This is a genomic window from Ruminiclostridium cellobioparum DSM 1351 = ATCC 15832, from assembly GCF_000621505.1.
GTDB classification, from domain to species: Bacteria; Bacillota; Clostridia; order Acetivibrionales; family DSM-1351; genus Ruminiclostridium; species Ruminiclostridium cellobioparum.
On the sequence record NZ_KK211294.1, the window covers coordinates 115,378 to 140,959 of the forward strand.

Consider the following 25,582-nt stretch of genomic DNA (forward strand, 5'->3'; position numbering starts at 1 on the left):
AAATTTCAGGCACGTACTTTGTGAGCTTTGCATTTTTTGAAGTTGATACGGGAGCACTATTAAATGCTCCACATGCTTTAAAGTATGTTAATCTTTGTGACAGCCTTTTGGCTCCTGGCTTTGTCAATAGACATCATCTGTTAGCTTTGCAGGAATCCGTATTTCAACGGTAGTCCCCCTGCCATATTCGCTTTTGTAGCTTAAGCCATATTTATCGCCGTAAAACAGTTTTAAGCGCTCATTAATGTTTTTGATGCCATAACTGCTTCCCGACGAGCTCCTGAGTTTTCCGCGGGTTATCATATCCAGCCTGTCCTCCGGAATGCCTATTCCGTCATCATTGACCAGTAAGAGAATCTCGTCATTGTCAAGGCTGCCGCTTATGACAATGGTGCCTTCCTTGCTTTCTTTTCCCTGTATTCCGTGTACAATGGCATTTTCTACTATTGGCTGCAGAGTTATCTTAAGGATTTCGAAGTCCTTGATATATTCATCCAGATCTATAATGAAGTTGATTTTGTTGTTAAACCGTATATTTTGAATATCCACAAAGAATGAGACATGGTAGAGCTCATCCTCTATTCTGACAAGTTCCTTACCTTTGCTTAAGCTCAATTTGTAAAATTTGGCCAGAGCCTTAACCGAGGATTCGATTTCATTGTATTTGTTTTCCTGGGACAGGCATATTACCATATCCAGAGTATTATAAAGAAAATGGGGGTTGATCTGGGCCTGCAGAACTTTCAATTCGGAGTTTTTAACTTCCTTACCCAGTGCATACTGTTCCTCCAGAAGTAATTTGATGCGGGATATCATGTAGTTGTAATTTTCAATCAATTCCCCAATTTCATCCTTATCAACGGTTTTAGTTATTTGAGAAAGGTTTCCTGACTGTACGCTTCTCATTTTCCCTATCAGCTGGGAAATTCGTCCCGTAATGCTGGTAGACAGCAGAAAGGCCAGAAGATAAGCTATTGAAGCAATGAAGAATACCTGGATAAGTGTCTGGTTCCTGATTTTGGCCGTTTCGGAAAAAATCTCCCTGTAAGGTATTACTGTGACCATATACCAGGTAGTTCCGCTTATGAGCTTGCTGTGGAAAAAGCTATTCTTATTGTTAATTCTGGCGGTATTCCAGGTTTCGGAGTTTGATTGGCCGATTACCAGTGAATTATCGACTTTAAAATCAGCCGCCGGCCTGTTGTCGGAAGCCAGTACAATATCTCCCTCCGAGTTCTGAATATAGGTTATGGAGTTTTCAACCGTGTTGGCATTTGAAATAATCTCAAAAAGCTTGCTTTTTGCTATGTCCACTCTGAAAAGTGCGATTATTTTGGAATAATCGGTGCTGCTCCTTAAAAAAGTAACGGCCGATACGGTATTCTCGGCAGTTTCTTCATTATCACTGAAGTAGGCGGGAGGACACCAGAGTATCCTGTTACCGCTTTGTTTTAATTTTTCATACCATATTTTATCCTCTATATCATTTATATTGAATAAGGGTGATGTTTTCACGTCGCTTTTATTTGCGTAGATAAGACCATCCTTTACATACAAACGGATTTTGTCAACTACCGACTTGTCTTCCAGGTTGTGCAGAAAGGCTGTCATATGGTTCATATCACTCATCTGCTGAAAAATATCGGTGTTTTCAGTGCTGACATTTGCAATTTGATTTATAATATCGTCCTGCACAACAACATCCATTGTTTTTACCACTTTCAGCAGCTTGTCGGATATGAAGGAATAGGCCTGGCTATAGCTCTTATCGGCAGAGAACAGGGCCTTTTCCTTCAGTATGTCCGAGAAACTGCTGTAGGTTATAAATGAATAGATAAACAGGGGTATGACTATCAGGACTATATAGGAAATCAGCAGCTTCTGCCTTAACTTGAGATTTTTTATATACTGGCTGATATTTCCAATAAGCTTATTTTTCATTTATGACACATCTCCTTAAACTCTGTGGGAGTAAGTCCTGTTTTTTTCTTAAATATTTTTGCAAAGTACTGACTGTCATTAAAACCAACGCTTTCGGCTACATGTGAGATGTTATGGTTTCTGTTTTTTAACATTTCCTTGGCCTTTTCTATCCTGTAATCAGTAATGTGCTGGTTTATGGTATCACCGGTTTCCTGCTTAAAAATTGAACACATATACGCAAGACTCAAATAAGTGTGTTCACTTATCATTTTAATAGACAGGTCGCTGTTCATATAGTTGTTCTCAATGAACCGCTTGATCTGCAGAATCTTGCTTTTATTATCCCGCTTTTCTCTTCTGCACTGAAAAAAGAATTCTATTTTCCGGCAGCAGTACTCTTCAACCTCATTGAGAGTGTAGAAATAGCTCAGGTCCTGCCATAGCCGGCTCCGGTCGCTATTCCCTGAAAACGTCTCCAGGCCCAGCTCCGAGGACAGGTCATAAAGCAAAAGTATGATTCTGTAAAAAAATTCTTTTATATTATTCGGCAATGTGTTACTGTATTGTTTTAAATCCAGAGCCAGGGCCCTGATAAGAGAAACGGCCTGCCCGGCTTCCTCGGCAAGAATCATTTCATTTATGTCTTTTATGATATCTTCATTGAAGGTGTAGGGTATCTCACTATTCTCAGAATAAAAGAGAGTAGTCCTGTAGTCATTAAAAAAACCTTTTTTCAAAGTGAGAACAGCTGAATTATACGATTGGGGCACATTCCGGATTCCACTGACCTGCTTTCCCACAGCAATGAAAAAATCAATGTTCATCAGAATATTTTCCACATCCTTCAAATATTCCTTAATACATCCGCTTTCCAGAAGATGTTTTTTATCAGGCGGACACGCTATGTGAATAAGTATATATTCATTGTCCTTTATAGTTGAAATTCCAACCAGACCTTTTGATTTCAATATATTGTCAATATTATTTATGGTGTTTTCCATTGCGGAATAAAATCCAAAAGGTGTCAGACTGTTTTTATTTATAATCTGAATAAGGGTAGTTACAAAATCCCATTGGGGCTGGATTCCAAGCAAAGTATAATCAAACTGCTCGTTTAAGAGCTTATACGGGTTTGTTAATTTAATTGCCAGTTCATTCCTCAGCAAGGGAAAGTTTTTTGAAAGTCTTTCGCTTATAACGGCATTTTCACGGTTTTTATGCTCCAGGATTAAAAGGTTGATAGCCTCACCTAATATATCTTTGAGTTCATTATAATCAATGGGTTTTTCAATATAGCTCAGAGCTCTTAACTGTATTGCCGATTTCAGATATTCCTTGTCGGAATATCCGCTCATAAAGATAATTTTTGTGCCAGGAAAGGATTCCTTGAGTTTAAAAGACATTTCTATTCCGTCCATCCGCGGCATTCTGACATCAGTCAGCACTATGTCGGGACAATACCATGCCGCGATTTCAAGGGCCCTTATTCCATCATCGGCCTGTTCAATAAATGAGATATCAAAATCCATCTTCATGATATTTCGAATAAGACTATCTCTGGAGGTTATTTCGTCATCTACTACCAATAATTTTACCAATTAAATCCCTCCGAAACTGTATAGATGAGTAATTTCCTTCATTATATGAAATGTCGTAATCCCAGTCAATAGAATTTGGGTCTCCAAAATAAGGACAGAAAGAATTTACACAAAAACAAAAAGATCCTCCATTATGCCTGAAATGACATGATGCTATAATTCACGTAGCAAGCGAACAGAGACATGGAAAACATTTAATTAATACAACAAGGTGGAATGATAATGAAAAGCAGCAATGGAACTTTCTTCCTCAAGCTAAAGAAATATAAGACGTTATTACTTATGTTGACACCTGCAATTATTTTCTTTATAGTATTTAGTTATTTACCGATGTTCGGAGTGGTCATAGCCTTTCAAAGATATACCTTTGACGGCGGAATATTCCACAGTCCATGGATCGGACTTGAAAATTTCAAATTTCTGTTTATGGCCGGAGATATTTTAAGTGTAACAAGAAATACGTTACTGTATAACGTTCTGTTCATAATCGTTAATAATGTACTGGAAATAACCTGCGCAATAGTATTGGCAGAATTGTCAAACAAATATTTTAAACGGATCAGCCAATCCATGATGTTTCTTCCGTATTTTATTTCATGGGTGGTTGTGGGAGCATTTACCTATAATGTTTTGAATTACGAGTCGGGTGCCATTAACACACTGTTGAAATCAATGAATCTGGAAGCCTTTGATTTTTATAACAAACCAGGTATCTGGATATTGATAATAGTGCTGGTTTGTGCCTGGAAAAGCTTCGGGTACGGTACCATCATATATCTTTCGGCAGTTATGGGAATAGACGGTGAAATGTACGACGCGGCTGAAATAGACGGTGCGAATATATTCCAGCGCATCCGCCGCATAACCCTGCCAAGCCTGGTTCCTACAGTTGTAATACTCGTGCTGCTTTCAATGGGGAATATCTTCCGCGGAGACTTCAGTATGTTCTATCAGGTGACAGGCAACAATCCCATGCTTTATTCCTCAACAGATGTTATAGACACCTACGTGACACGTTCTCTTATGACATCGCCTGAATTCGGGATGACTGCTGCTGCCGGGTTATATCAGTCGGTTTTATGTTTTGCAATAATAATGGCCTTCAATTACCTGGTGAAAAAATATGATAAAGATTATTCACTGTTCTGAGAAAAGTATTTTTACAATGTAATTAACATGGCTTAGGAGGTTACTTATGGCTACAAAGAGCACAAGCAACAGAATATTTAATTTTACAGGTTATACTTTTATTACAATACTGTCGGTGTTGTCGGTCATACCGTTTATAATGATAATTTCAAGCTCTGTAACAGCGGAACGTTCCATTTTGCGATACGGATATTCCCTGATACCCAGAGAATTTTCAGGCCAGGCCTATGCTAAAATATTCGGCTTTCCCGACGATGTTTTCAAAGCTTATGGCATCACCATATACAATACTGTGGCGGGAACCGTCCTGGGATTGTTTCTGACGGCAATGACGGCCTATGTATTATCCAGAAAGCATTTTGCATGGAGGAACAAATTCTCCTTCTTTTTCTACTTTACTACATTGTTCAGCGGGGGAATAGTACCCTGGTATATACTGTGCGTACGCTTTCTGCATTTTAAGGATATGCCGCTGATTGCACAGGTTGTTCCGTATCTGTTTTCAGTGTTCAATATAATAATTGTTAAAAGTTTCATGCAGGCCATTCCCGACGCCATTACCGAATCGGCAAAGATAGATGGGGCAGGAGATTTCAGGATATTCATACAGCTGATCTTTCCGCTGTCGAAACCGGTGCTTGCTTCAATAGCTTTATTTATAGCGATTGGTTACTGGAATGACTGGTATTTAAGCTTTATGTTTGTACAGAAGAGCAGTTACTTTTCACTGCAGTTCTATTTATATAAGATATTAAGTGCCGCTGAGGCGTTGAACCGGATACAAAGTCTCTCGGGAAATTATGTGGGTGAAATGCCCAAGGAAAACGTTAAAATGGCCATGGCTGTCATAGCGACGGGGCCCATCATCCTTCTATATCCATTTTTACAGAAATATTTTGTAAAAGGTTTGACAATCGGTGCAGTTAAAGGATAATACCGAGAAAATCGGTTATCAATATATAAAAATAATTGAATGGGGGAATCAGAAGTGACAGGTTTAAAAAGAAAAACAGGTACCGTAGCGGCTCTTTTACTTGCAGGAGCTGTGACGCTTGCGGGTTGCGGAAGTGCGGCAACCTCCGAAGCTTCAAATCAGTCTTCGTCACCGTCCACAGCTCAGACATCCGGGGATGCAGCTGCAAATGATCCGGTCAAGGCTGAAATCGCAAAAGGTCCGGTAAAACTGGTAGGTTATCAGTTCGGGGATAACACCGTTGACCACGACCTGGTATTGGCCGAGGTCAACAAGAGGCTGGAACAGGACATAAATACAACACTGGATTTAAGAGGTATTCCATGGACCGATGCTGAAAAGAAGTACAAGCTTTTATTTGCATCAGGGGAAGATTTCGACTTCTGTTATTCAGGGGCCTGGATAGGCTTCAACCAGGTGGCCACAACAAACGGCTATATGCCTATTGATCTGGAGATGGTCAAAAAATATGCTCCCGATACATTTGCAGCTACTTCTGAGGACCGCTGGAAACAGGTAACCATAAAAGGCAAGATATATGGGCTGCCCAATATAAATGCAAAGGTTAAAAACGTATTAACCGTATTCAGAGGAGATATTGTAAAAAAATACAATATAACAATTGCCAACAAGTCCGACTTTGTAAATTCTTTGTTTACCATAGCAAAAGGAGAAAAGGATCTACTGGCATGGAATGTTGGAAATACCGAGCAAAACGGCAGAATGAGAGGTATTTTATACGGACAGTCCAAGAATCTGAGAGATGTCATACAGGGTATTCCAGTTCTCTGTGTAAGCCTTGACGATCCGGAGCTGAAAGTTTTCAAGACATATGAAGATCCTGATTACCTGGAATATCTCAAAACCACAAAGCAGCTGGCCGATGCCGGCGTATGGTCAAAGAGTGCACTTTCCAGCAAAGATTCGGATGAAGCTAATTTTAATGCAGAGAAATCCGCTGTTTATATTGCTGACGCATTTGAAACTTTTAATAACAATGATGCCAAGACAAAGGCCATCAACCCTGCATATGAAAATAAATACTTCGACGTAAACAAAGGTTACAAGAAGATTCCTGAAGGCGGCAATATGTCAATGATATCCATTCATGCCACTTCAAAGCACCCTGAAAGAGTTATGATGATGTTTAACCTGTTTGAAACAAATAAGCAGTACTTTGACCTGGTAACTTACGGTATTGAGGGTGTTCACTACAAAGCCGAAGGAGAAAAGAAATTTACTGCAATACAACCCAAGTTTAATGATTTCAACGGCTTTACAATGGCATGGGGAACTAATAATTCAGAACTGATACGTCAGAATTCCATAGTGCCGCAGGAGCAAATAGACGAATATAACAGATCACTGTCTGAAGACTCCGTTGTGACTCCTTTAGCCACATTTACTTTTGATGACAGCAAGTTTAAAAATGAGGAAGCAGCTATCACCAATATAATTGAGACTTATATGATACCTATAGAAATGGGCCTTACCGATCAGCAAAAAGGCTTGGATATGATGAAACAGAAGCTCACGGCCGCAGGTATTGACAAGCTGCAGGCTGAAGTCCAGGCTCAGATCGATGCTTATGTGAAAGAATACAACGGTACTAAGTAAATTACAAATCTCAATTGAATATTGCAGATATTGACTACAGGTTACAGTTTGTAGTTTGTAGTTTGCAAATTACAGTTTACAGTTTGCGGATGAGAGGGCAGTTAACTCTCATCCGTTTTTTTTACCCGGTTTTACAGTAGATTTGCGTTGGGAATAAGGTAAAAACAATAAAAAAAGAAAAGGCACTATCAGATCAAGCCTTTTCCGGATGGGTATACTTTGAGCAGCTTTAGCATTTGTAGAAGTTCGTCAATAAATACAAAGTATCAGTGAAGGGGTTGAAAAAATTATTAATTTATGATCAAAGTATAACCTTAATCTGATTTTACATCTTTAGTATTAAAAACATATTTGAATTATGTTAAATAAAAATTATTATATCGGCTTGATATCAATTGATTTAAAAATTTGCCGAATGAAGGCAGAAAATTGCTAAGCTGAATTTGATAGTTGACTATGTAATATTCCAGATATAGTATTATTTGTATTGAGGTTAAATAACGTAATTGCAATTCAAGGTAATTGAACAGTAAAACTGGAGGTTTTATGGGATTGAAAATTTCTTTTGAAGTACAAAACTTTAAAGCAGTGAGATTTATCGGTAAAGAGGTTATTGTTGGCAGGAAAAATCCTGTTCCGGAACTATGGAAAAAGATATTAAATGATGGTACTAATGAGTTTCTTCAAAGTATGCCTGAGCGAGTATCTCCCATAGGGGACACAATCGGATGGATGGGTGAGTACAATCCACAGTCCAAAGAGTTTACTTACATAGCAGGGATATTTACAAAGCCGGATACTATTGTACCCGATGGGTTTTCTTATCGTGATATTCCAGATTGCCTAATGGGTATTGGCTGGATACAGGGAAACACTTCTCATTTGGAAAAAGGGGCACATGCCAAAACAGAGAAAATAATGAGAGAAAACGGGTATGAGCCTGATTATTCAATCGTTGGGATTTCATTGGAATATTATTCATTCGATAAATATGCAAATATAAAAGAAGATGGCAATAATACCTTTACTTTTGGGTATTTTTTACCATGCAGAAAAAATGTGGACTAAAGTTCCTTGTTTTATACTGATAAAATGACTATTGTTATTCGTGTTTTTGGTGACCATATAAATTTTATTAATGATAAAGTGATTCACTGCAAAGATGAATTATTGGAATACAAATTAACACCAAAAGGAATGTTTCAGATATTTGATAATCAACAATTACCGTTAGACACTATTAAGAAAATAATTTATGATTGCAGATGATAAGCATTATTAGACTTGAGTTTTAAATAAGAACCAAAAAGTATTCCAATAGAAGTAAATATTAAATATAAGTTTTCACAGGAGATCATTTATATGTATGATGTAATCATCATCGGTGCAGGCCCGTCAGGTTGTACTGCTGCCCGGGAATTGGCCTGCAGCGGTCATAAGGTATTGCTGATCGAAAAGTTCAGGCTGCCAAGAAACAAATCCTGTTCAGGTATTCTTATCAGGAAATCCATGGATCTGATCCGGCAATACTTTGGGGAGGATGTGCCGGAGTCAGTCATGTGCAAGCCCTTTGACAACCGGGGTATGATTCTTACAAATGACAGGGGTCAGGAGTACCGTTTTGAACAGGAAGGATTAAATATATGGCGAAATTCCTTTGATTATTGGCTTGCAGCAAAGGCTGCCCGGGCCGGCGCAGAGATACGTGACGAAACTGCCGCCATATCCTGTGAGGAACAGGAAAAGTATGTACTTGTGAATCTCAGAGGTACTTCTACATATTCCGAAAAAGCAAAAGCAGTCATTGTATGTGACGGGGTGGTGGGCTCTGTTAAGCGGAAACTGCTTCCGGCACGCCCAAACTATGTAACCACTTACCAGACCTTTAACAAAGGCCGTATAGATTTGGACCGGCACTATTTTTATGCCTGTCTGCAGCCCTGGCTTTCAGAATACGATGCATGGTTCAACGTAAAAGATGATTATTTGATTTTCGGTGTGGCGGTTAAGGATATATGCAAGCTTGAACATTATTATTCAGAATTTATTTCCCACATGAAAAAACATCATAACGCAATAATTGAAAAGCAGGAAAAAGCAGAAAAATGGCTAATGCCCCACATTATGCCAAAATGTCCCATTGATTACGGAAAAGGGAGAGTGCTGTTTGCAGGTGAAACGGCAGGATTCCTGAATCCGATGGGTGAGGGTATTTCTGCCGGAATGGAAAGCGGGCATGCTGCCGCAAAGGCCATAGAACAAGCCGGTTTAGACAGTGTTCCGGATCTGAAGGCATTATACCAGGCATATATAAGCAGCACTGCTGTACTTAGAAATTATATGGAAAGACAATGGAATTTTGTTGCAAATATATCGGATACTTTCGGTTACATGAAATTGTGAGGAATTAAATGTATTTATAAAATAAAAGCTTTAAAATAAAACTCCTTCCTGATATTCAGAGTGCAGTTCACTTTACCAGAAAGGAGTTTTATAATTATTTATACCACAGGTTTTATTTAATTTTATATTTTAAAGCTTTTAAACGCATAGTTTATTATGAAGTATTACTCCCATGTGGTTCAAATCCAATTCCAGAGCTTTATGGAATTGTTCCCGGGCATTATGGGCAGCTTCCAGTCCCAGACAGCTAAGGCCCAGCTTTCCCAAACCCATGAGATATCTGCAGTGTATAACGTTCCTTTTGTCCAGGTCTTCGTCAAATATGAGAAAATCGGGAAGTGATACTGCAAAGTAATCTATGGTAACATGATCATTTATATGGGTTTCACCATAATTTATCAATTTATCAAAAATTGCTTTTGCCTTGTCGACATTGCCCAGCTTGATATGAGCCAAACCTTGATAAAAAATCATTTCGGGGGGCTGATCGTTGTAGTACATTGCACTTGTTGGCTCATCAAGTCCGACCGATGCTTTAAGAAAGTATTCTTTTGCTTTGTCGGCATCCTTCAGGCCTTCATATGCACAACCCAGATAATAATTCAGATTGTTTTCCTGTGTACCGAACAGCTTACCTTCTCCTAAATTGTGAGGATAAGTCAGGGCTTCGCTTAATACGGATATGGCGGCTTCATACTTATTCCCGGATATGAGTTCTTTTCCAAGCTCTATATTGCAGTTGACATACTGCTTTGTAATTTTTCCTTCTCCGCCCTCCCATGGATGGAATTTTCTCTTTGAAATCAACTCTTTGGCTTTCCGGAAATCACCGCTGATATTGATTAATGTAATATATTCAACATACAGGTCATCCCGGATTTCAACCAGATCAATGTACTTTTCAAAGTTCCTGAGCCGTTCCTCAGGTGCGACACCGAGTTTTTTATACAGCTGATCCAATTCAAGGAAAACTCTTGAATCCTCCTGATTAAGACGGAAGGCTTTCTCAAGGGACTCCCTGGCCCTGACCTCATCGTGGAGCTTGTTATAGTAGGCCAAAGACAGATTTCTGTGAACCGTAGGATAGGTATCGTCCAGCTCTCTTGATTTTTCCCAGCAGGCCACAGCTTCCTCATACTGTTTCTTGTCATACCACAGGTTGCCCAAATAGTAAAACGCTTTGGAATCGCCGGGGTTGACCCTTTGAACCGTTTGCAGGAGAAGTATGTCTTCGAGGCGGTTGGGGAAGCAGTAATCCGGGTTTGCTGACGCACCCTTGGTGAAGTAATCCCTTGCGGCTTCATCCTGTCCCAGGGACAAAAGATTCCAGCCTGTATAGTAATAGAGCATTGGGCTGACATCCCCGGCCGCACTGTTGGAAATAAGTCTCTCAAGTATTTCGGCAGCTTCCTTGTACATACCGCAGTCGGAATAATCCAGGGACAATTCTATATAGTTTTTCAGGTCATTTCTCATGAGAGTAACAAGTTCCTCGAGAAGACGACCGGCTGACTCAAGATTTCCGGCCTCCCTGGCTATAAGGTATAACTCGTTTCTGGCGCCGAAATCCATAATATCTATTTCAATTGTTTCTTTTGCAAAGCTTTCGGCTTTATTAAAGTTTCCGGATTTGCGCAGCAAAGCTGTTTTCAGGTTTCTGGCCTTGAAGTTGTGATAATTCCTGACTATCGATTTTTCTACATGCATAAGTGCCAGGTCAAACTCCTGCCGCATGCAGTTTATTTTGGAAAGCGAGAAGTAACCGCAGTCCTGCATTGCCACATTCCAGCATGCCTTATAAAAAGCATCATAGGCCTCATCCAGCTTACCCTGCATTTTCAGGGAGAGCCCAAGATTGTAGTAAGGTTCGCCATCGTAGGGATTGGGGTTGTGGCGGGTTGAGGTCTTAACAGCGGTTCTGAAATATTGTTCGCTCTTAGCAAACAGGCCTCTTCTGAACAACAAGGTTCCGTAGGCGTTATTTATGCGGATATCTTCAGGGTCCCTGCGCAAACCTTCCTCATAATAATTCTCCGGTTCATAGGTGGCATGCCTGTATTGCTCCAGGTGGATACCCGCAAGATACAGGGCCTCGGTATTGGTCAGCTCCGAAGGCTGGGAAATAGCCTTTGCGGCATTTGGGACCAAATCCTGTTCAACAATTTTAGGAGTATATGACACAAGCACTCTGCCATCCTTAGCAGTCACCGTAAGTGTCAGGTCGGTTTCAATATCACCCTGTACAAGTCCGCATTCAAAACTGCAGGTACTTACAGGTGATATTTCAGTTGTGATTTTGTGATAAACCGAATTTTTACCTTTCAACTCAACTGTTGCATCTTTAAACACAGAAGTGGCGTATACCGATACCTTAATGATCCCTTTTTCTACTTCCAGGTTCACCGCTGCATCAGTCGATGCGTTTTTTACCATACCTATGTTTTTATAGGGCATGAAGTATTGTGTGAAGGTCTTTTCCTCGTATGGGTTGAGCCAGGTAAAGTCAGGCTGGTTATCGGTATAAACTCCGGTCATAAGCTCAATATAAGGTCCGTCTTCATCGGTAAGATTTCTGTCCCATGCCTTGCCAAAATCACCATTGCCCCAGGTCCACTGTTTCTTGCCGGGAGAGATGTGATGGTCTGCAACATGCAGCAGGCCAGCTTCTTTTTGATGATCGTAGCCCCCGACAAAATTGTAGTCGGATTTGTAAGCCATATAGGAGGTTGGAACAGGGATGTTTTTATATTTTGATATATCCACTCCCGCCGAATAGTCTACTTTATAGTAGGTACCTGTTGCTATGGGGAAGGAGGAAACATCTCTCTTGCCATGGTCAAATACTGCCGTGACATCAGGCGGGAAAACCGACTGAGTATGATCGTTTACTGCAACGGCAGGGTTTGCCCACCACAGGAAAGTCTGCGGTTCGCAGGTCCTGTTGTACAGCTGTGCCTTTATTTCCAGGTAAGCTTTATCAGGATATATGGTAAAACCTGCGGTTACCTTTGTTCCGCACATCTGATCAATTTCGCCCACCCAGCAGGTTTTACTGCCGTCTTCATTCTCCTTTAGGGTATACTCAACCGGAGAGTAGGTGCTTGGTCTGTGGTGCTGCGGCCAGTTGAATTCGATGCCGCCGGATATCCAGGGACCGGCAAGTCCTACCAGGGCAGGTTTTATAACCTGATTGTAATAAACAAAATCGTAGTTGTTTGTTTTGTCAAGTGCTCTCTGGATCCTGCCTCCCAATTCGGGTATTATCCATATCTGGATATAGTCGTTTTCCAAAAATACCACACGGTATTTCTGGGTTACTTTACTGTCATATATTTTGTCGATTACAGGCAGGGGATAAACTTTTCCGGAGCTGCCCTGGTAGACCCTTTTCTCCAAAAACATGGGGTTTTTATCGGGTTTTCCTGCGGGATAGGTCGGGAGCTCGATGTCTTCTTCCCATATTAATGCTTTTCCTTTTGAATCTGCCATTAATAATACCTCCTTATTCATAAAAACTGATTCTTTCATAGTTGGTATGAAGCCGAATCAAATTATATTTCTATATTAACATCATAATATACCTGATAGAATGGAATAAAAAACGAAAGAGATGGACTATATTACTATAAGAATTTGATTTTTCAAACATGGTATAATAAAATAAAGCATATTGGAAACTTTTTTAAACACAATAACTGTTATTGCAGGAGAGTGGGGCGGAAATGGGGCAAATAAGAAAAATTCAGGGCTTTAAAGATGAAAAGGCAATTGTGTTTCCAAGGCTCTTTCTTGAGTCGGCCAAAAGTGATCCGCTGGTGGCTAATATATATCCAACCGATATTGGATTTTATCCACATGCACAATTTCACTATAGGGAGCGTTTGCGGGGCTGCGAGCAGAACATACTGATTTATTGTACGGGCGGAGAAGGTTTTATATTGCTGGACGGCATAAGGCACAGCATTGAAAAAGACACTCTTTTGATAATACCTCAGGGAATACCGCATACTTATGGTGCCGGTAAATCAGATCCCTGGAGCATATATTGGCTCCATTTCCTTGGGAGCAACGCACAAAATTTTCTTAGAAATTTAGACATTGAAAACCCGGCACTTCATTATTCGGCGGATAAATCCTCAAAGGTCAGACTTTTGTTTGAGGATATTTTCAGGGTTCTGGAAAAAGGGTTTACCCAGGAGGCAATGATCTATTCGGCACAGGTGGTTGCTAATATTCTTGGAGCCCTGTTATTCCAGACTCCCAATCTGGTCAGTGTTCCTAAAGAAACGGCACTCCAGGTGGAGGAGTCCATTCTTTTTATGACCATGAATTTGAAGAGGAATCTTACTCTCAGGGAATTATCCGACCAGGCAAATCTATCGCCCACCCATTACAGTTTTTTGTTTAAGAAGAGGACAGGGTATTCTCCCATAGATTATTTTTTAAGATTGAAAATAAAAAGCGCATGCCAATACCTGGATACCACGCAATTAAGAGTTAATGAGATTTGCCAGCTGCTGGGCTTTAACGACCCGTATTACTTCTCACGCGCATTTTACAAGATAATGCAGGTGTCTCCCACTGCATACAGGGCTGTAATGAAAGGGTAAATGCTATTGGACATGGAGGTTAGCTTGAAAGACTTCACTTGCGTTCGTATTCCAAGCAAACCTGTGAATTTATGGCCGTGCGAAATATTCAAAGTATTTGCAATACTTTGAAAGCGCACATGGCCGATTAACCTCCTTTATTCGCCACATTGCGATAAAGGATATAGGTTTTCATTACATTTTGTGGCCGCAATGCGGCTCAAAGCCATAAATGGCTTAGGAGGCTAATATGATATACGAGAGTATTTTTAAAGGAACGAAATCAATAGTAATTGAAAGTGAGAAGCTGAAGGTGATAGTTCTGCCTGAGCTTGGCGGAAAGCTTGCATCTATTTTCAACAAACCAAAGGAATTTGAACTGTTATTTCAAAATAAGGCCGATACATATAAAAAGGCCGGCATATATGAGGATTTTGGCAATTATGATGCATCAGGCTTTGACGACGCCTTTCCGTCAATAAACGAAGGTATGGTACCGGTAGGGGGAGAACTGATAAAATACCCTGATCATGGTGAAATATGGACTATGGCCTTCAGCAGTGAAATTACCGGTGAGAAGCTGGTCCTGCATGGAATCAGCTCGATTTTATCATATGAGTATAAAAAGATACTAAGTGTACAGGGGGATCAGCTTTTGATCCGATATATCATTGATAACACCGGTACCGCAGATATTCCCTGTTTATGGGCAATGCACTGTCTTATCCGGTGTGAAGAGGATATGGAGCTGATATTTCCCGAAGGAACAAAAGAGATAAGAAATGTCTATAAAAGCAAGTACTTGGGAGAGGTAGACCGGATTCATCCCTATCCTTCGGTTCTTATGGAGGATGGGAGCGAATTCCGACTGGACAGGATTTTCCCGGAGAATGCCGGAAAATGTGAGAAATATTATGTGAATGGCAGGGTTGATACGGGGATGTGCGGAGCCTATTATCCCGGCAGGGATGTAGCCTATAGGGTATATTTCCATAAGGAGAGACTGCCGTATTTGGGATTCTGGCTCACCGAAGGGGGCTTCAGGGGGGATTATAATTGTGCACTGGAGCCGGCTAACGGTTTTTATGATTCAATAGCAACCGCACGGAAAAATAATGCGGTATACAATTTAAAAGCTGGAGAAGCCTTGACCTTTGACTTGAAAATTGAATTAAAGTGATGCAGACAATATTGAAAATCAGAAATAAATTCTATGTAACCTGAAAATGTAACACGAAAAAATATTTTCAAAAAGATATTGACTCCGACCCTGGGTCAGACCTTATAGTAACATCTGGGAGGTGAATCGCATGTCGTATACGGTGAATGAAGTAGCAAAAATATCCGGCGTAACAATCAAAACACTTTACCATTATCAGAAGATCGGATTGCTTATGCCGGAAAGAGTTGCTGAAAACGGATACAGGTATTACGGTGACAAAGAGCTTGAAAAGCTCCAGCAAATCCTGTTTTTCCGTGAACTTGATTTTTCACTGGAGAAAATAATACTTGTCATGCAGAACGAACCCTCCCGGCTGCGGTGCCTATGCGAACAAAAAACTCTGTTGATGGCGCGCCGGCAGAGACTGGGCAGCATATTGCACACGCTTGAAGAAGCTATTATTCATGCGGAGAAAGGAGTTACTATGAGCAAAGAAAAAATGTTTACGGGACTGAACAAGCAGGAGTGGGAGGAAACGCTGTCCGGGCAAAACGAATACCTGAAAAAAGAGTACGGATACGATATGCTGTCCGAAAACGATATCAAACCGGACGAACTCAATGAGCACTCCCAACAGGCTGCAAAGTTTATGATGTTCATGGCTGATGCACTGAAAAATGGAGTTCGGCCTGATGATGCCGGCATTAAGGAAGCTGTCGGGAAGCACATCTCCTATGTTAACGAAAGGATTCATCCCACAGATGCCAAAGCCTTTTTGGGAGAAACAGAGTTTTTCCTGACGGACGATTTCCATCGTAATATGTATGAAAGCATCCAAACCGGTCTTAGTTATTACATTTTTGCAGCTGCAAAAATGTTTGCCCAAAATCAATGACAAATTTAAAACCATATTAAAAACATGTACCACACATTCATTAAAAAGATGTGTGGTTTTTTTTAGTTATATGTTATATGGCTGTATTCAAATGCCATATTGAGGTTGGGTTTATGCATTTACTGGAAGATGTTTACAAAACAAGTCGTTATAATTATACATATTTTATAAAAATGGAATATTGTGGAAGATATGTTTGACATGATAAAATCGTAACAAATAAACGGAAAAGCATTAATAAAATACAATTTGGAACAAAAAGTCATGAAATTTATAAAAAAGGAGGGTGCACATATGCTTGCAGAAAAAGATCAGGTTTTTTTAAAGAATGAGTCCAACGAGATAAGAAAATTAATCATCAGGTTCTCAAATCCGGAATTGTCGAATCATTTCGGCGGTCCCTTCTCTTCTGTGGAGATAATGACATATTTATATATGTTTGTTATGAAAGATATGGATTTATCACAAAAGGAGAGGGATAAACTTATACTTTCAAAGGGCCATTGCTGTCCGACCTTTTACGCACTTCTGGGACGGCGGGGATACCTCTCGGAAGAGGAACTCCATACTTATAAAAAATTAAACAGCCCCTTACAGGTTCAGCCCGACATGAAAAGGCTTCCGTTTGTAGATTTTTCTTCCGGTTCGTTGGGACAGGGCTTATCGGTTGCTGTGGGGATGGCAATAGCAAACAAAATGAAGAACTCAAAAAATAATATATATGTCATTCTGGGGGATGGAGAAATCCAGGAAGGACAGATATGGGAAGCAGCAATGGCAGCTTCCAAGTACAGGCTTGACAATCTTATATGTTTTCTTGATAAAAATAATCTGCAATCTGACGGAAATGTATGTGATGTAATGCCTATAGAACCGGTAGCAAAGAAATGGGAAACTTTCGGCTGGTTTGTAACTGAAGCCGACGGACATGATTTTTGCCAGATCGATCAAAAGTTTAAAGAATGCTCACAAGCGTCCGGTGTTCCCAAAATGATTGTCTGCAATACGGTAAAGGGCAAAGGCGTATCGTTTATGGAAAATAAGTATGAATGGCACAGCAAAATCCTCAGCAATGACATGAAGCTGCTGGCGCTGAAAGAACTGGAGGGGATGGTATGTTAAAATACGAAACCATGCAGGAATATTCCGAGGCCTTGCTGTATCAGGGCGAAACAAATCAAAGGATTGTTGTGGTGGATTGTGATCTTGGGGAGCCCTCAGGAACAAAAAGTTTCAGGGAAAGGTTTCCCCACCGTTACATAAATGTGGGCATAGCCGAGCAAAATGCCGTGGGGGTTGCGGCAGGTCTGGCCAGCGAGGGATTTATACCCCTGGTGCATTCCTTTTCCATGTTTGCATCCTTAAGAACCTGTGAACAGATAAGGAACAGTCTCTGCTATACAAATATGAATGTCAAGGTTGTGGGAACAAGAGCCGGAATTTCCAACAGCTACCTGGGAGCAACACATCATGCAATTGAGGACATTGCAGTAATGTCTTCCATACCAAACATGGTTGTTGTTTCGCCCTGTGACGGGAAGGAAGTCAGAAATGCTTTAAAAGCTTCCATAGAATATGACGGTCCTGTTTACTTGAGAATAAACAAAACCAATACCGAAAATATCTCAAAAAATGATTTTATGCTGGGCAAAGCAAGTGTGATAAGGGATGGCAGGGATTTGACGCTTATAGGAACGGGGGATCAGGTAATAAACTGTGTTAAGGCAGCAGATACATTAATGGGATACGGTCTGAGCGTCAGAGTAGTAAATATGTCAACCATAAAACCTGTGGATGAGCAGATAATTGTTGAAAGTGCAAAAAGAACAGGGGCTGTGGTTGTTGCCGAAACCGGCAATATGTTAAACGGCCTGGGGGCCCAGGTGTGCAGGGTGGTATGCAGGGAAAGACCTGTGCCTGTGAGAATTGTCGGAATAAATGACAGCTTTACCGAGACGGGGAGTTATTACGAATTAATGCACAAATACCGTATAGACGAGAACAGTATTGTAAAAGCTGCGCTGGAAAGCGTGAATTTTAAAGTTCCGGTTACAGCCGGGCTGCCGGATGAATTCAAGGATGATATTGCCTGATTGAGTAACTTTAATAGCATTTGATTTATGAATTTAATGAATGAATATGATTTATGAATTTAATTTATGAATTTAATGTATGAATTTGATTTATAGATAGTATTTATGAATGGGATTCATGGAAATGCGAAAGCTCATTTGCATATTTGTGGAGGGTGAGATAATGATAAAAGCAGTTATTTTTGATTTTGACGGAGTACTTTTTAACTCCAGAGAAGTCCAGAGAAAAGCTTTAAATGAAAGCTACCGCCTGGTTGTTAAAAATGGACAGCCATCATTTGAAGAATTTTTAAGTCATAGCGGGGATTCAATATTTAATATACTTAAAAAAATGGGTTTGCCTGAAGAAATGGCAGGTTACTACTTAGGCCTGATAAAAGAGAATGCCGGCGGCGTAAAGATATATGATGGGATAAATGAGCTTTTGGATCAACTGCGCAGAGACGGTTTTCGGCTTGCAATATGCACGGGCAGGGATAAAAAAAGCACCATGCAGCTAATTGATATGAACAGCTTGAATGATTACTTTGATGTAATAGTTTGCGCTGATGATGTTTTGTATCCTAAACCGAATCCGCAGATTTTAAATCAGGCTGTCGGCCAGCTGGACATGGTCAAAGAATCCTGCGTAATGATAGGAGACAGCTGCAATGATTTGATTTGTGCAAAAAATGCAGGTGTTAAAAGCATTGCGGTGGGGTGGGGAGATACCTCGGAGGAGGTTTTAAAACAGCAAAGGCCTGATTTTTTTGTCAGATCCCCGGAGGAATTGTACGAGTGTATCAAAGGAAGAGAGCTTCTATTGAGTGTTAACTATTAAGGGGGGTGTCACATCACATATGGATATAATTAGAGAAGCAAAAAAGGTTTTTGATATTGAAATTGAGACACTGGAAAGTGTGAAGAACAATTTGGGAACGGAATTTGAAAAGGTTGTTCGAAGCATAGCCGATTGTGAAGGAAGAGTTATTTTTATCGGAATGGGAAAATCCGCGCATATAGCAGGTAAGATTTCAGCTACCATGTCAAGTTTGGGCGTTCCGTCATTTTTTCTGAATGCGGGGGAATGTGCCCACGGCGATCTGGGATTGATACAGGAAAAGGATGTAGTTGTGCTGATAAGCAACAGCGGTGAAACTGAAGAAATAATTCAAATAATACCGTCTTTAAAAAAAATCCAGGCTAAAATCATCAGCATAACCGGGAATAGAAAATCAACACTGGAAAGGAATTCCGGTATCACTTTGAAGCTGAACATCATTCAGGAGGCATGTTCCTTAAATCTTGCCCCCACCTCCAGCACCACGGCTGTTCTGGTACTGGGTGATGCTCTTGCGGTTGTACTGTCCCGGTTAATTAACTTTACATCGGACAGGTTTGCCGTGTACCATCCCAAAGGTGCTTTGGGCAAAAGGCTGCTGACATATGTCAGGGACCTGATGTACTCGGGAGCCGAGAATCCCGTCATACATGAAGAGGCGGCAATAAAAGACGTTATAATTCAGATGAACAGGGAACAAATGGGAATTGTCAATGTTGTTGATGAGAATAACAAATTAACAGGGATAATTACAAATAAGGAATTGCTTGACTGTGTGGACAAAAACGGTTTGCATACCGAGCTTAAAGCTTCTGCAATAATGAACCGTTCTCCAAAGGTTGTTAAACCCGACATGAAAGCATCTGAAATAATGGAAATGGTAAATTCAGATTCTGAAATATGGTTTTTGACAGTTATAAATGATTGCTTTGAGCCTATTGGTGTTGTTAAAGTTAAAGATTTTATCAGGATGGGGCTTTCGGCATAAAAAGACAGGATATAAAAACTATAAAACAGAGAGGAGTGGCAACATTAAATGTTAAATGAAACAGCGGCATTCATTATGCCACACTATGCCTCTGACCGGGACCACAGGAATATATTATTCCTGAAAGCTGCCATAGACGGAGTTTTCGGCCAGACCGATGAAAACTGGCATTTGATTATTGTAGATGACGCTTCTGCCAGCATTGCTGCAAAGGATTTTTTAAAAGACCTTTGCCAAAAGCATCCCCGGAGGATAAGTGTAATATTTGAAGATAAAAACAGGGGGCAGGGGGCTTGCAGAAATATTGGAATAGTTTACGCTTATAAAAATAATTTTCCTATAATTCTATTTAATGATGCGGATGATATCTCACATGAAAAAAGGCTGGAAACAGTAAGAAAAATATTTGCGGAGGACGGGGAGGCAGATGTGGTCTATACTACGTTCGAGGTTATTGACGAGCACAATAGGCCTGTGGCAGCTGAAAAAATTGCACCTTCAATACAGGAAATTATTACATCTCACAAAACAAATCCTCCCCAGGGCCATGACTGCTGGATCAGGATAGGAACCGATACGGGATACGTCAATCTGACTTCTGCGACAGCTGTTAGAACCTGCCTTGCATATAAATGTCCGTTCCCTGAAGAAAGAGTGTCTGAGGATGCGGTAACCTGGATGAAATATTCGGCTTTGGGCGGGAAGTTCGTATATACCGGTGAAATCCCATCCCTGTATAGAAATCCACAGAATACTGAAGGTTCTTCATCCCGTACCAGGGAAGGTGGAAGGGAAAAGTTCTTTGAAAAAGTTGTGAAGGTCAATACCGAGGGATTTTTAGAATGTATTGATATGGGCCTGAAAAACGGCAGCCTGCAAAACGAACAAATAAAAGAGCTCATGGTGAAGTTTTACATAAAGCAGGCCAAAACCGTCTATTATGAAAAAATATATGATCTGGCCTATAAGGAGATATCAAAAGCATTAAATCTGTCAATAGACCTGGCTTTTAAAAATTTATCCCAACAAGGTCTTGAGGATGTCCTGGAAAAATGCCTGTAAATACCTGTAAGAGTGACAGGAGGCATTTATATAAATTGTATTCAGGAGGAAGTATATGGTGACTGTAAAGGAAATTGCAAAAATGATCGACCATTCCCTGTTGAGGCCTGAATTGACCGAAGCACAGGTGAGAGAGGGGTGCAGACTGGCAAGGGAGTATGATACCGCTTCAGTTTGCGTAAAGCCCTGTGATGTAAAAATTGCAAAAGAAGAACTTCAAGGCAGCGATGTACTGGTAACCACTGTAATCGGTTTTCCCCACGGCTCAAATAAAACATCCGTCAAAGTGGCCGAAGCTGTGGAGGCCATTGACGAAGGGGCAGCGGAGCTTGACATGGTGCTGAATATCGGAAGGCTGCTTTCAAGGCAGTTTGACTATGTCGAAGCCGATATAAAAGCTGTTGTGGATGCGGCCCACAGCCAGGGTGTGCTTGTAAAGGTGATTCTGGAAAACTGCTATTTAACAGATGAACTGAAGGAAATTGCCTGCAGGATCTGTGAAAAGGTCAATGCGGATTTTGTAAAAACCTCAACAGGCTTTGGCACGGGAGGAGCTACGCTTAAGGACCTTGAACTCATGCGCAGAACATGCAGCGAAAAAGTAAGGGTTAAAGCGGCAGGCGGTGTCAGAACACTGGATGGAGCCCTGGAAGTCAGAAGCAAAGGAGCGGTCAGGTTTGGCGCCACCGCTACCAAAGCTATCATTGATGAGGCTGAACAGAGGGAGCAGTCAGGAACATTACGCGAAGCAGAAATATAAAAAGCTGCTGGTTAATCAGCGGTTAAGGAATAGCAAAAGTATGAAAAAACACAACTTAGGAGGGAAGAACAATGAAGATAGGAATTATCGGATGCGGGTATATTGCAAACTATTATGCAACAACAATGCCAAACCATCCTGAACTGGAGCTGGCGGGAGTAACGGACATAAATGCCGACCGTGCGGGAAAATTCTCGGAATATTATGGTGTAAAGCATTTTAATACTCTGGAGGACCTGCTGGGAGACAGGGAAATATCCATTGTACTAATCTGCACATATCCTCATACCCATTATGAGCTTGCAAAAGCTATTTTACTTGCAAATAAGCATGTTTATACCGAAAAGCCCATGGGAATGAATTTTGAAGAGGCATCGGAATTGGTTGAACTGGCCAAATCCAGAAAGCTGTACATAGCATCCTCACCTAATATTCTTCTGGGAGAATACGCCCAGGGCATTATGAAAGCCCTGAGAGACAACGAAATCGGCCGGCCGCTCCTGGCATATGCCCACCTTGACGACGGTGCGGTACATCACATGCGCTACTGGACCTGGCACAGCAGAACGGGAACCGAGTGGCCCTACAAAAACGAGTTTGCGGTGGGAAGCCTTCTGGAGCATGCGGGTTACTGCATCTCCTTATTAACCGCGTTTTTCGGGCCGGCCAGGGAAGTGCAGGCCTATACCCGCTGCCTGATACCCGACAAACTGTGCAGGAATGTCAATGACACTACCGGCCCTGACTACAGTGAAATAGTTATTGAATTCAGGTCAGGTATGGTGGGACGGATAACCATCGGTACGGTGGCACCCCGCAATCATTCCCTTATGATAGTGGGGGAGGAGGGAGTTCTTTCCACCGACGCTCTATACTGGGATGTACAACAGAAGGTGTATATCCAGAGGAGGAAGGATTTAAGATCCACCGATCAGGGGGATGCCAAAGCATATTTAACGGATAAGGAAGAATATACATTCAAAAGACCTACAGATTTTGAATTCAGGAGCGGTGACGAAGTAAATGTGGATTGGGCCAAGGGTGTGGCAGAGCTGGCCGAAGCAATATCTCAAAAAAGAAGATGCCGTCTGGACATGGATCATGCACTTCATATTATGGAGATTATTGATGCGGTAAATACCGACAGGAGCTTCAGCGGACCCCAAAAAATAAGAACAAGCTTTGAACCGGTACAGCCTGTGGATTGGATAAGGGAAAGTATTGCATGAGCCGTATGGCTGAGAAGGACTGCTATGGAAAAGAATTCATTCATTAAACTCAGGCTTTCGGTATTGATGTTCCTGCAATTTTTCTGCTCGGGTATAATCGGCCCTATTATGAGCTTATACCTTATGAAATACCTGAACTTTTCAGGTGACGGGGCGGGAATTATACTGTCAATGGCCGGAATTACCGCAATCCTGTCCTCCATTATGGGTGTGCTGGTTTCGGGGAAGCTCATGACAGTGAACAGGCTGCTGGGTATTTGCCACCTGCTGGCTGCAGCATTTATTATTATGCTGACCTTTCAAAAGCATTTTGGAAGTGTATTATTTTTGTATCTGATGTATACGCTTTGCTTCGGGTGCACAAACGGGTGTGTATCAGCCATAGTTTTCCAGAATCAAAAGGATGCCGGGAAGAATTATGGCGGCATACAGATGTGGGGTTCCATAGGCTGGATATCGGCAGGCTGGCTGTTTAGTTTTTTCTGGCTGAGAAATCTTGACGGAGCCGAAGCAATGAGCAGGCTGGTGGATTCTCTGAAAATTTCGGGAGGAATATCGCTGTTGCTGTTTGTATACACATTTTTTCTGCCTCAAAAAAAATTGGAGTCATATACGCGAAAGTCCTTACTGCCCAGGGAGGCCATAGCTGTTTTTGAAAAACCCCGGAATCTTTTTCTTGCAGCTGTTATATTCATTACATTTTGTTCATTTCAATACTACCTTTTTTCCATATCACCTTTTCTGCTGCAAAGCCGTTATGATGAAGCGGCTATTATGCCGTTGTCAGGCGTGGCCCAGATATCCGAGGCCATTTCTCTTGGAATATTAGGGTACTTCATCACCCGGAAGGGATATAAAAAGGTATTGTGCTTTGGGCTTGCATGCAATGTGCTGCGGTATGCAGCGTTGCTGGCAAGCACCGCACTCCCCTTTGTTTCAGGGGCATTGGTCTGCCATGGACTGGCTTCGGCTTTCTTCTTTACGGCTGCCTGCATATATCTGGACAGCCAGTGCCGGGACAGTTCTGTACGTGCAAGCGTCCAGCAGATAGTAAGTATATTGGCCTATGGATTTGGTGTATCCTTTGGGAATTTATTTGCGGGCAGGGCCTCAACGCTGTTCGGGACAGAGGCGGCGGGGTTTGTCAATTATACTGCGTTCTGGGGTATCCCTTTGGCCGTTAGTCTGGTTATACTGATTTTATTCCTGTTTTTTTTCAAAGCTCATCCTCAAAAGCAGGGTACCGGAGCAGTGGGCTTTGATATTTGATGAATTTTGTACAAAGGAGGCAGCTTTATGATTGGAATTGGAATTATTGGATGCGGGGCCATCACAATATACCGCCATGCCCCTGAATTTTCAAGCAATCCGCATTCGAAAATTACCGGTTATTATAATCCCGACCGCCAAAAAGCTGAAATACTCGCAGCCAGGTATGGAGGTAAGGTGTACGCCTGCTGTCAGGAAATGCTGGAAGATCCGCTGGTGGATGCCGTTTGTATATGTACACCCAATAAATACCATGCCGCCCTGAGTATTGCTGCTATGGAGGGGGGAAAGCATGTTCTGTGTGAAAAGCCCATTGCAACGACCATAGAAGAAGGAAACAGTATGATTGAAGCTTCGGAACGGACAGGAAAAATACTCATGATTGCCCACGATCTGAAGTTTGAATATGCCCATAAAAAAGCGAAGGAAATCCTTTTAAGCGGTGAAATGGGCAGAATTCTCAGTTTTCGTACAGCCTTCGGCCACGGCGGTCCTGAAAATTGGAGCACTGATAAAAGTATGAATTCCTGGTTTTTCAAAAAAGAAAATACCGGTTCGGGGGTTATGGGAGACCTTGGTATACATAAGACTCATTTAATTGAGTGGCTCATTGATGATACTGTCGAAGAGGTAAAAGCTTTTTCTTCCTCCAGGGATAAGAAGCTGGAAAACGGAGATTTTGTTGAAGCCTATGATAACAGCATATGCCTGCTTCGGACCAAATCCGGAATCATCGGGACTTTGACGGCAAGCTGGACCTATTATGGCGGGTTGGACAAGAGCACGGTGATATATTGTTCCAATGGCACCGTCGAAATCTATAATCATCCCGAAATCCCATTAATCGTAACTAAAAATACAAAGGAAAGAAGCTGCTATAGCTTTGATATACAGAGCAGATCGGGCATAGCAGACTCTTTTATTAACAGTATAATTAATGGCACTCCTCCCGATATACCCGGAGAAGAGGGGCTGAGGGCCCTTAAAGTGGTTATAGCCTGTACCAGGGCATATGAGGAGAATAAAACGGCAGAGGTGGGCGGCTGATTCGG

Annotated in this window: 20 protein-coding genes; 17 read left to right on the forward strand and 3 right to left on the reverse strand. The window is 41.3% G+C overall.

Annotation, left to right across the window (positions count from 1 at the left end; translation table 11 throughout):
• Positions 1–123: 123 nt before the first annotated feature.
• Together T344_RS29280 and T344_RS0125060 are read right to left on the reverse strand one after the other, a co-directional pair.
• Positions 124–1,941: a sensor histidine kinase gene (locus T344_RS29280; RefSeq protein ID WP_051572259.1), complete on the reverse strand. Its 1,818-nt coding sequence runs from the start codon at positions 1,939–1,941 to the stop codon at positions 124–126.
• A complete protein-coding gene (locus T344_RS0125060) occupies positions 1,938–3,521 on the reverse strand; it encodes a response regulator (RefSeq protein WP_027630982.1) in 1,584 nt (527 codons plus the stop codon). The genes T344_RS29280 and T344_RS0125060 overlap by 4 nt, the downstream gene beginning before the upstream one ends.
• Positions 3,522–3,743: 222 nt before the next feature.
• On the opposite strand from T344_RS0125060, the gene T344_RS0125065 reads away from it, so the two are divergent.
• The 5 genes from T344_RS0125065 to T344_RS0125085 all read left to right on the forward strand — a co-directional run bounded on the left by T344_RS0125065 (position 3,744) and on the right by T344_RS0125085 (position 9,663).
• A complete protein-coding gene (locus T344_RS0125065) occupies positions 3,744–4,670 on the forward strand; it encodes an ABC transporter permease (protein ID WP_027630983.1) in 927 nt (308 codons plus the stop codon).
• Positions 4,671–4,716: 46 nt separating this feature from the next.
• Complete coding sequence (locus T344_RS0125070; RefSeq protein WP_027630984.1) at positions 4,717–5,604, forward strand: carbohydrate ABC transporter permease; 888 nt, start codon at positions 4,717–4,719, stop codon at positions 5,602–5,604.
• 54 nt (positions 5,605–5,658) lie between these two features.
• Entirely contained in the window at positions 5,659–7,260 is a 1,602-nt protein-coding gene (locus tag T344_RS0125075; protein WP_027630985.1) for an ABC transporter substrate-binding protein, read from the forward strand.
• A gap of 546 nt (positions 7,261–7,806) precedes the next feature.
• A complete protein-coding gene (locus T344_RS0125080; RefSeq protein WP_027630986.1) occupies positions 7,807–8,328 on the forward strand; it encodes a GyrI-like domain-containing protein in 522 nt (173 codons plus the stop codon).
• Between the two features lie 294 nt (positions 8,329–8,622).
• Entirely contained in the window at positions 8,623–9,663 is a 1,041-nt protein-coding gene (locus T344_RS0125085) for an NAD(P)/FAD-dependent oxidoreductase (RefSeq protein WP_027630987.1), read from the forward strand.
• Between the two features lie 138 nt (positions 9,664–9,801).
• Here the strand turns inward: T344_RS0125085 and T344_RS0125090 are convergent, their stop codons facing one another.
• Positions 9,802–13,152 (reverse strand): DUF5107 domain-containing protein, encoded by a 3,351-nt coding sequence (locus T344_RS0125090; protein ID WP_027630988.1) that lies wholly within the window; start codon positions 13,150–13,152, stop codon positions 9,802–9,804.
• Positions 13,153–13,385: 233 nt separating this feature from the next.
• Here T344_RS0125090 and T344_RS0125095 point away from each other — a divergent pair, with 233 nt between their 5' ends.
• The 12 genes from T344_RS0125095 (at position 13,386) to T344_RS0125150 (ending at position 25,577) form a co-directional block, all read left to right on the forward strand.
• Positions 13,386–14,273, forward strand: a complete 888-nt coding sequence (locus tag T344_RS0125095; protein ID WP_027630989.1) for an AraC family transcriptional regulator — start codon at positions 13,386–13,388, stop codon at positions 14,271–14,273.
• A 229-nt stretch (positions 14,274–14,502) separates the two neighbouring features.
• Positions 14,503–15,432 (forward strand): DUF5107 domain-containing protein, encoded by a 930-nt coding sequence (locus T344_RS0125100; RefSeq protein ID WP_027630990.1) that lies wholly within the window; start codon positions 14,503–14,505, stop codon positions 15,430–15,432.
• Between the two features lie 130 nt (positions 15,433–15,562).
• Positions 15,563–16,309: a MerR family transcriptional regulator gene (locus T344_RS0125105; protein ID WP_027630991.1), complete on the forward strand. Its 747-nt coding sequence runs from the start codon at positions 15,563–15,565 to the stop codon at positions 16,307–16,309.
• Between the two features lie 294 nt (positions 16,310–16,603).
• Complete coding sequence (locus T344_RS0125110; RefSeq protein WP_027630992.1) at positions 16,604–17,431, forward strand: transketolase; 828 nt, start codon at positions 16,604–16,606, stop codon at positions 17,429–17,431.
• Positions 17,425–18,402: a transketolase family protein gene (locus T344_RS29285; RefSeq protein WP_051572260.1), complete on the forward strand. Its 978-nt coding sequence runs from the start codon at positions 17,425–17,427 to the stop codon at positions 18,400–18,402. The genes T344_RS0125110 and T344_RS29285 overlap by 7 nt, the downstream gene beginning before the upstream one ends.
• A gap of 163 nt (positions 18,403–18,565) precedes the next feature.
• Positions 18,566–19,222: an HAD family hydrolase gene (locus T344_RS0125120; RefSeq protein WP_027630993.1), complete on the forward strand. Its 657-nt coding sequence runs from the start codon at positions 18,566–18,568 to the stop codon at positions 19,220–19,222.
• 19 nt (positions 19,223–19,241) lie between these two features.
• Positions 19,242–20,210: a KpsF/GutQ family sugar-phosphate isomerase gene (locus tag T344_RS0125125; protein ID WP_027630994.1), complete on the forward strand. Its 969-nt coding sequence runs from the start codon at positions 19,242–19,244 to the stop codon at positions 20,208–20,210.
• A 48-nt stretch (positions 20,211–20,258) separates the two neighbouring features.
• Positions 20,259–21,272 (forward strand): glycosyltransferase family 2 protein, encoded by a 1,014-nt coding sequence (locus T344_RS0125130; protein WP_027630995.1) that lies wholly within the window; start codon positions 20,259–20,261, stop codon positions 21,270–21,272.
• Between the two features lie 58 nt (positions 21,273–21,330).
• The gene (gene deoC, locus T344_RS0125135) at positions 21,331–22,032 is read left to right on the forward strand and encodes a deoxyribose-phosphate aldolase (protein ID WP_207641875.1); all 702 of its coding nucleotides are present in this window, start codon (positions 21,331–21,333) and stop codon (positions 22,030–22,032) included.
• Positions 22,033–22,103: 71 nt separating this feature from the next.
• A complete protein-coding gene (locus T344_RS0125140; protein WP_027630997.1) occupies positions 22,104–23,261 on the forward strand; it encodes a Gfo/Idh/MocA family protein in 1,158 nt (385 codons plus the stop codon).
• 24 nt (positions 23,262–23,285) lie between these two features.
• The gene (locus T344_RS0125145) at positions 23,286–24,530 is read left to right on the forward strand and encodes an MFS transporter (RefSeq protein WP_027630998.1); all 1,245 of its coding nucleotides are present in this window, start codon (positions 23,286–23,288) and stop codon (positions 24,528–24,530) included.
• Between the two features lie 27 nt (positions 24,531–24,557).
• Positions 24,558–25,577, forward strand: coding sequence for a Gfo/Idh/MocA family protein (locus T344_RS0125150; RefSeq protein ID WP_027630999.1), 1,020 nt, complete (start codon positions 24,558–24,560; stop codon positions 25,575–25,577).
• The last annotated feature ends 5 nt before the right edge of the window (positions 25,578–25,582 follow it).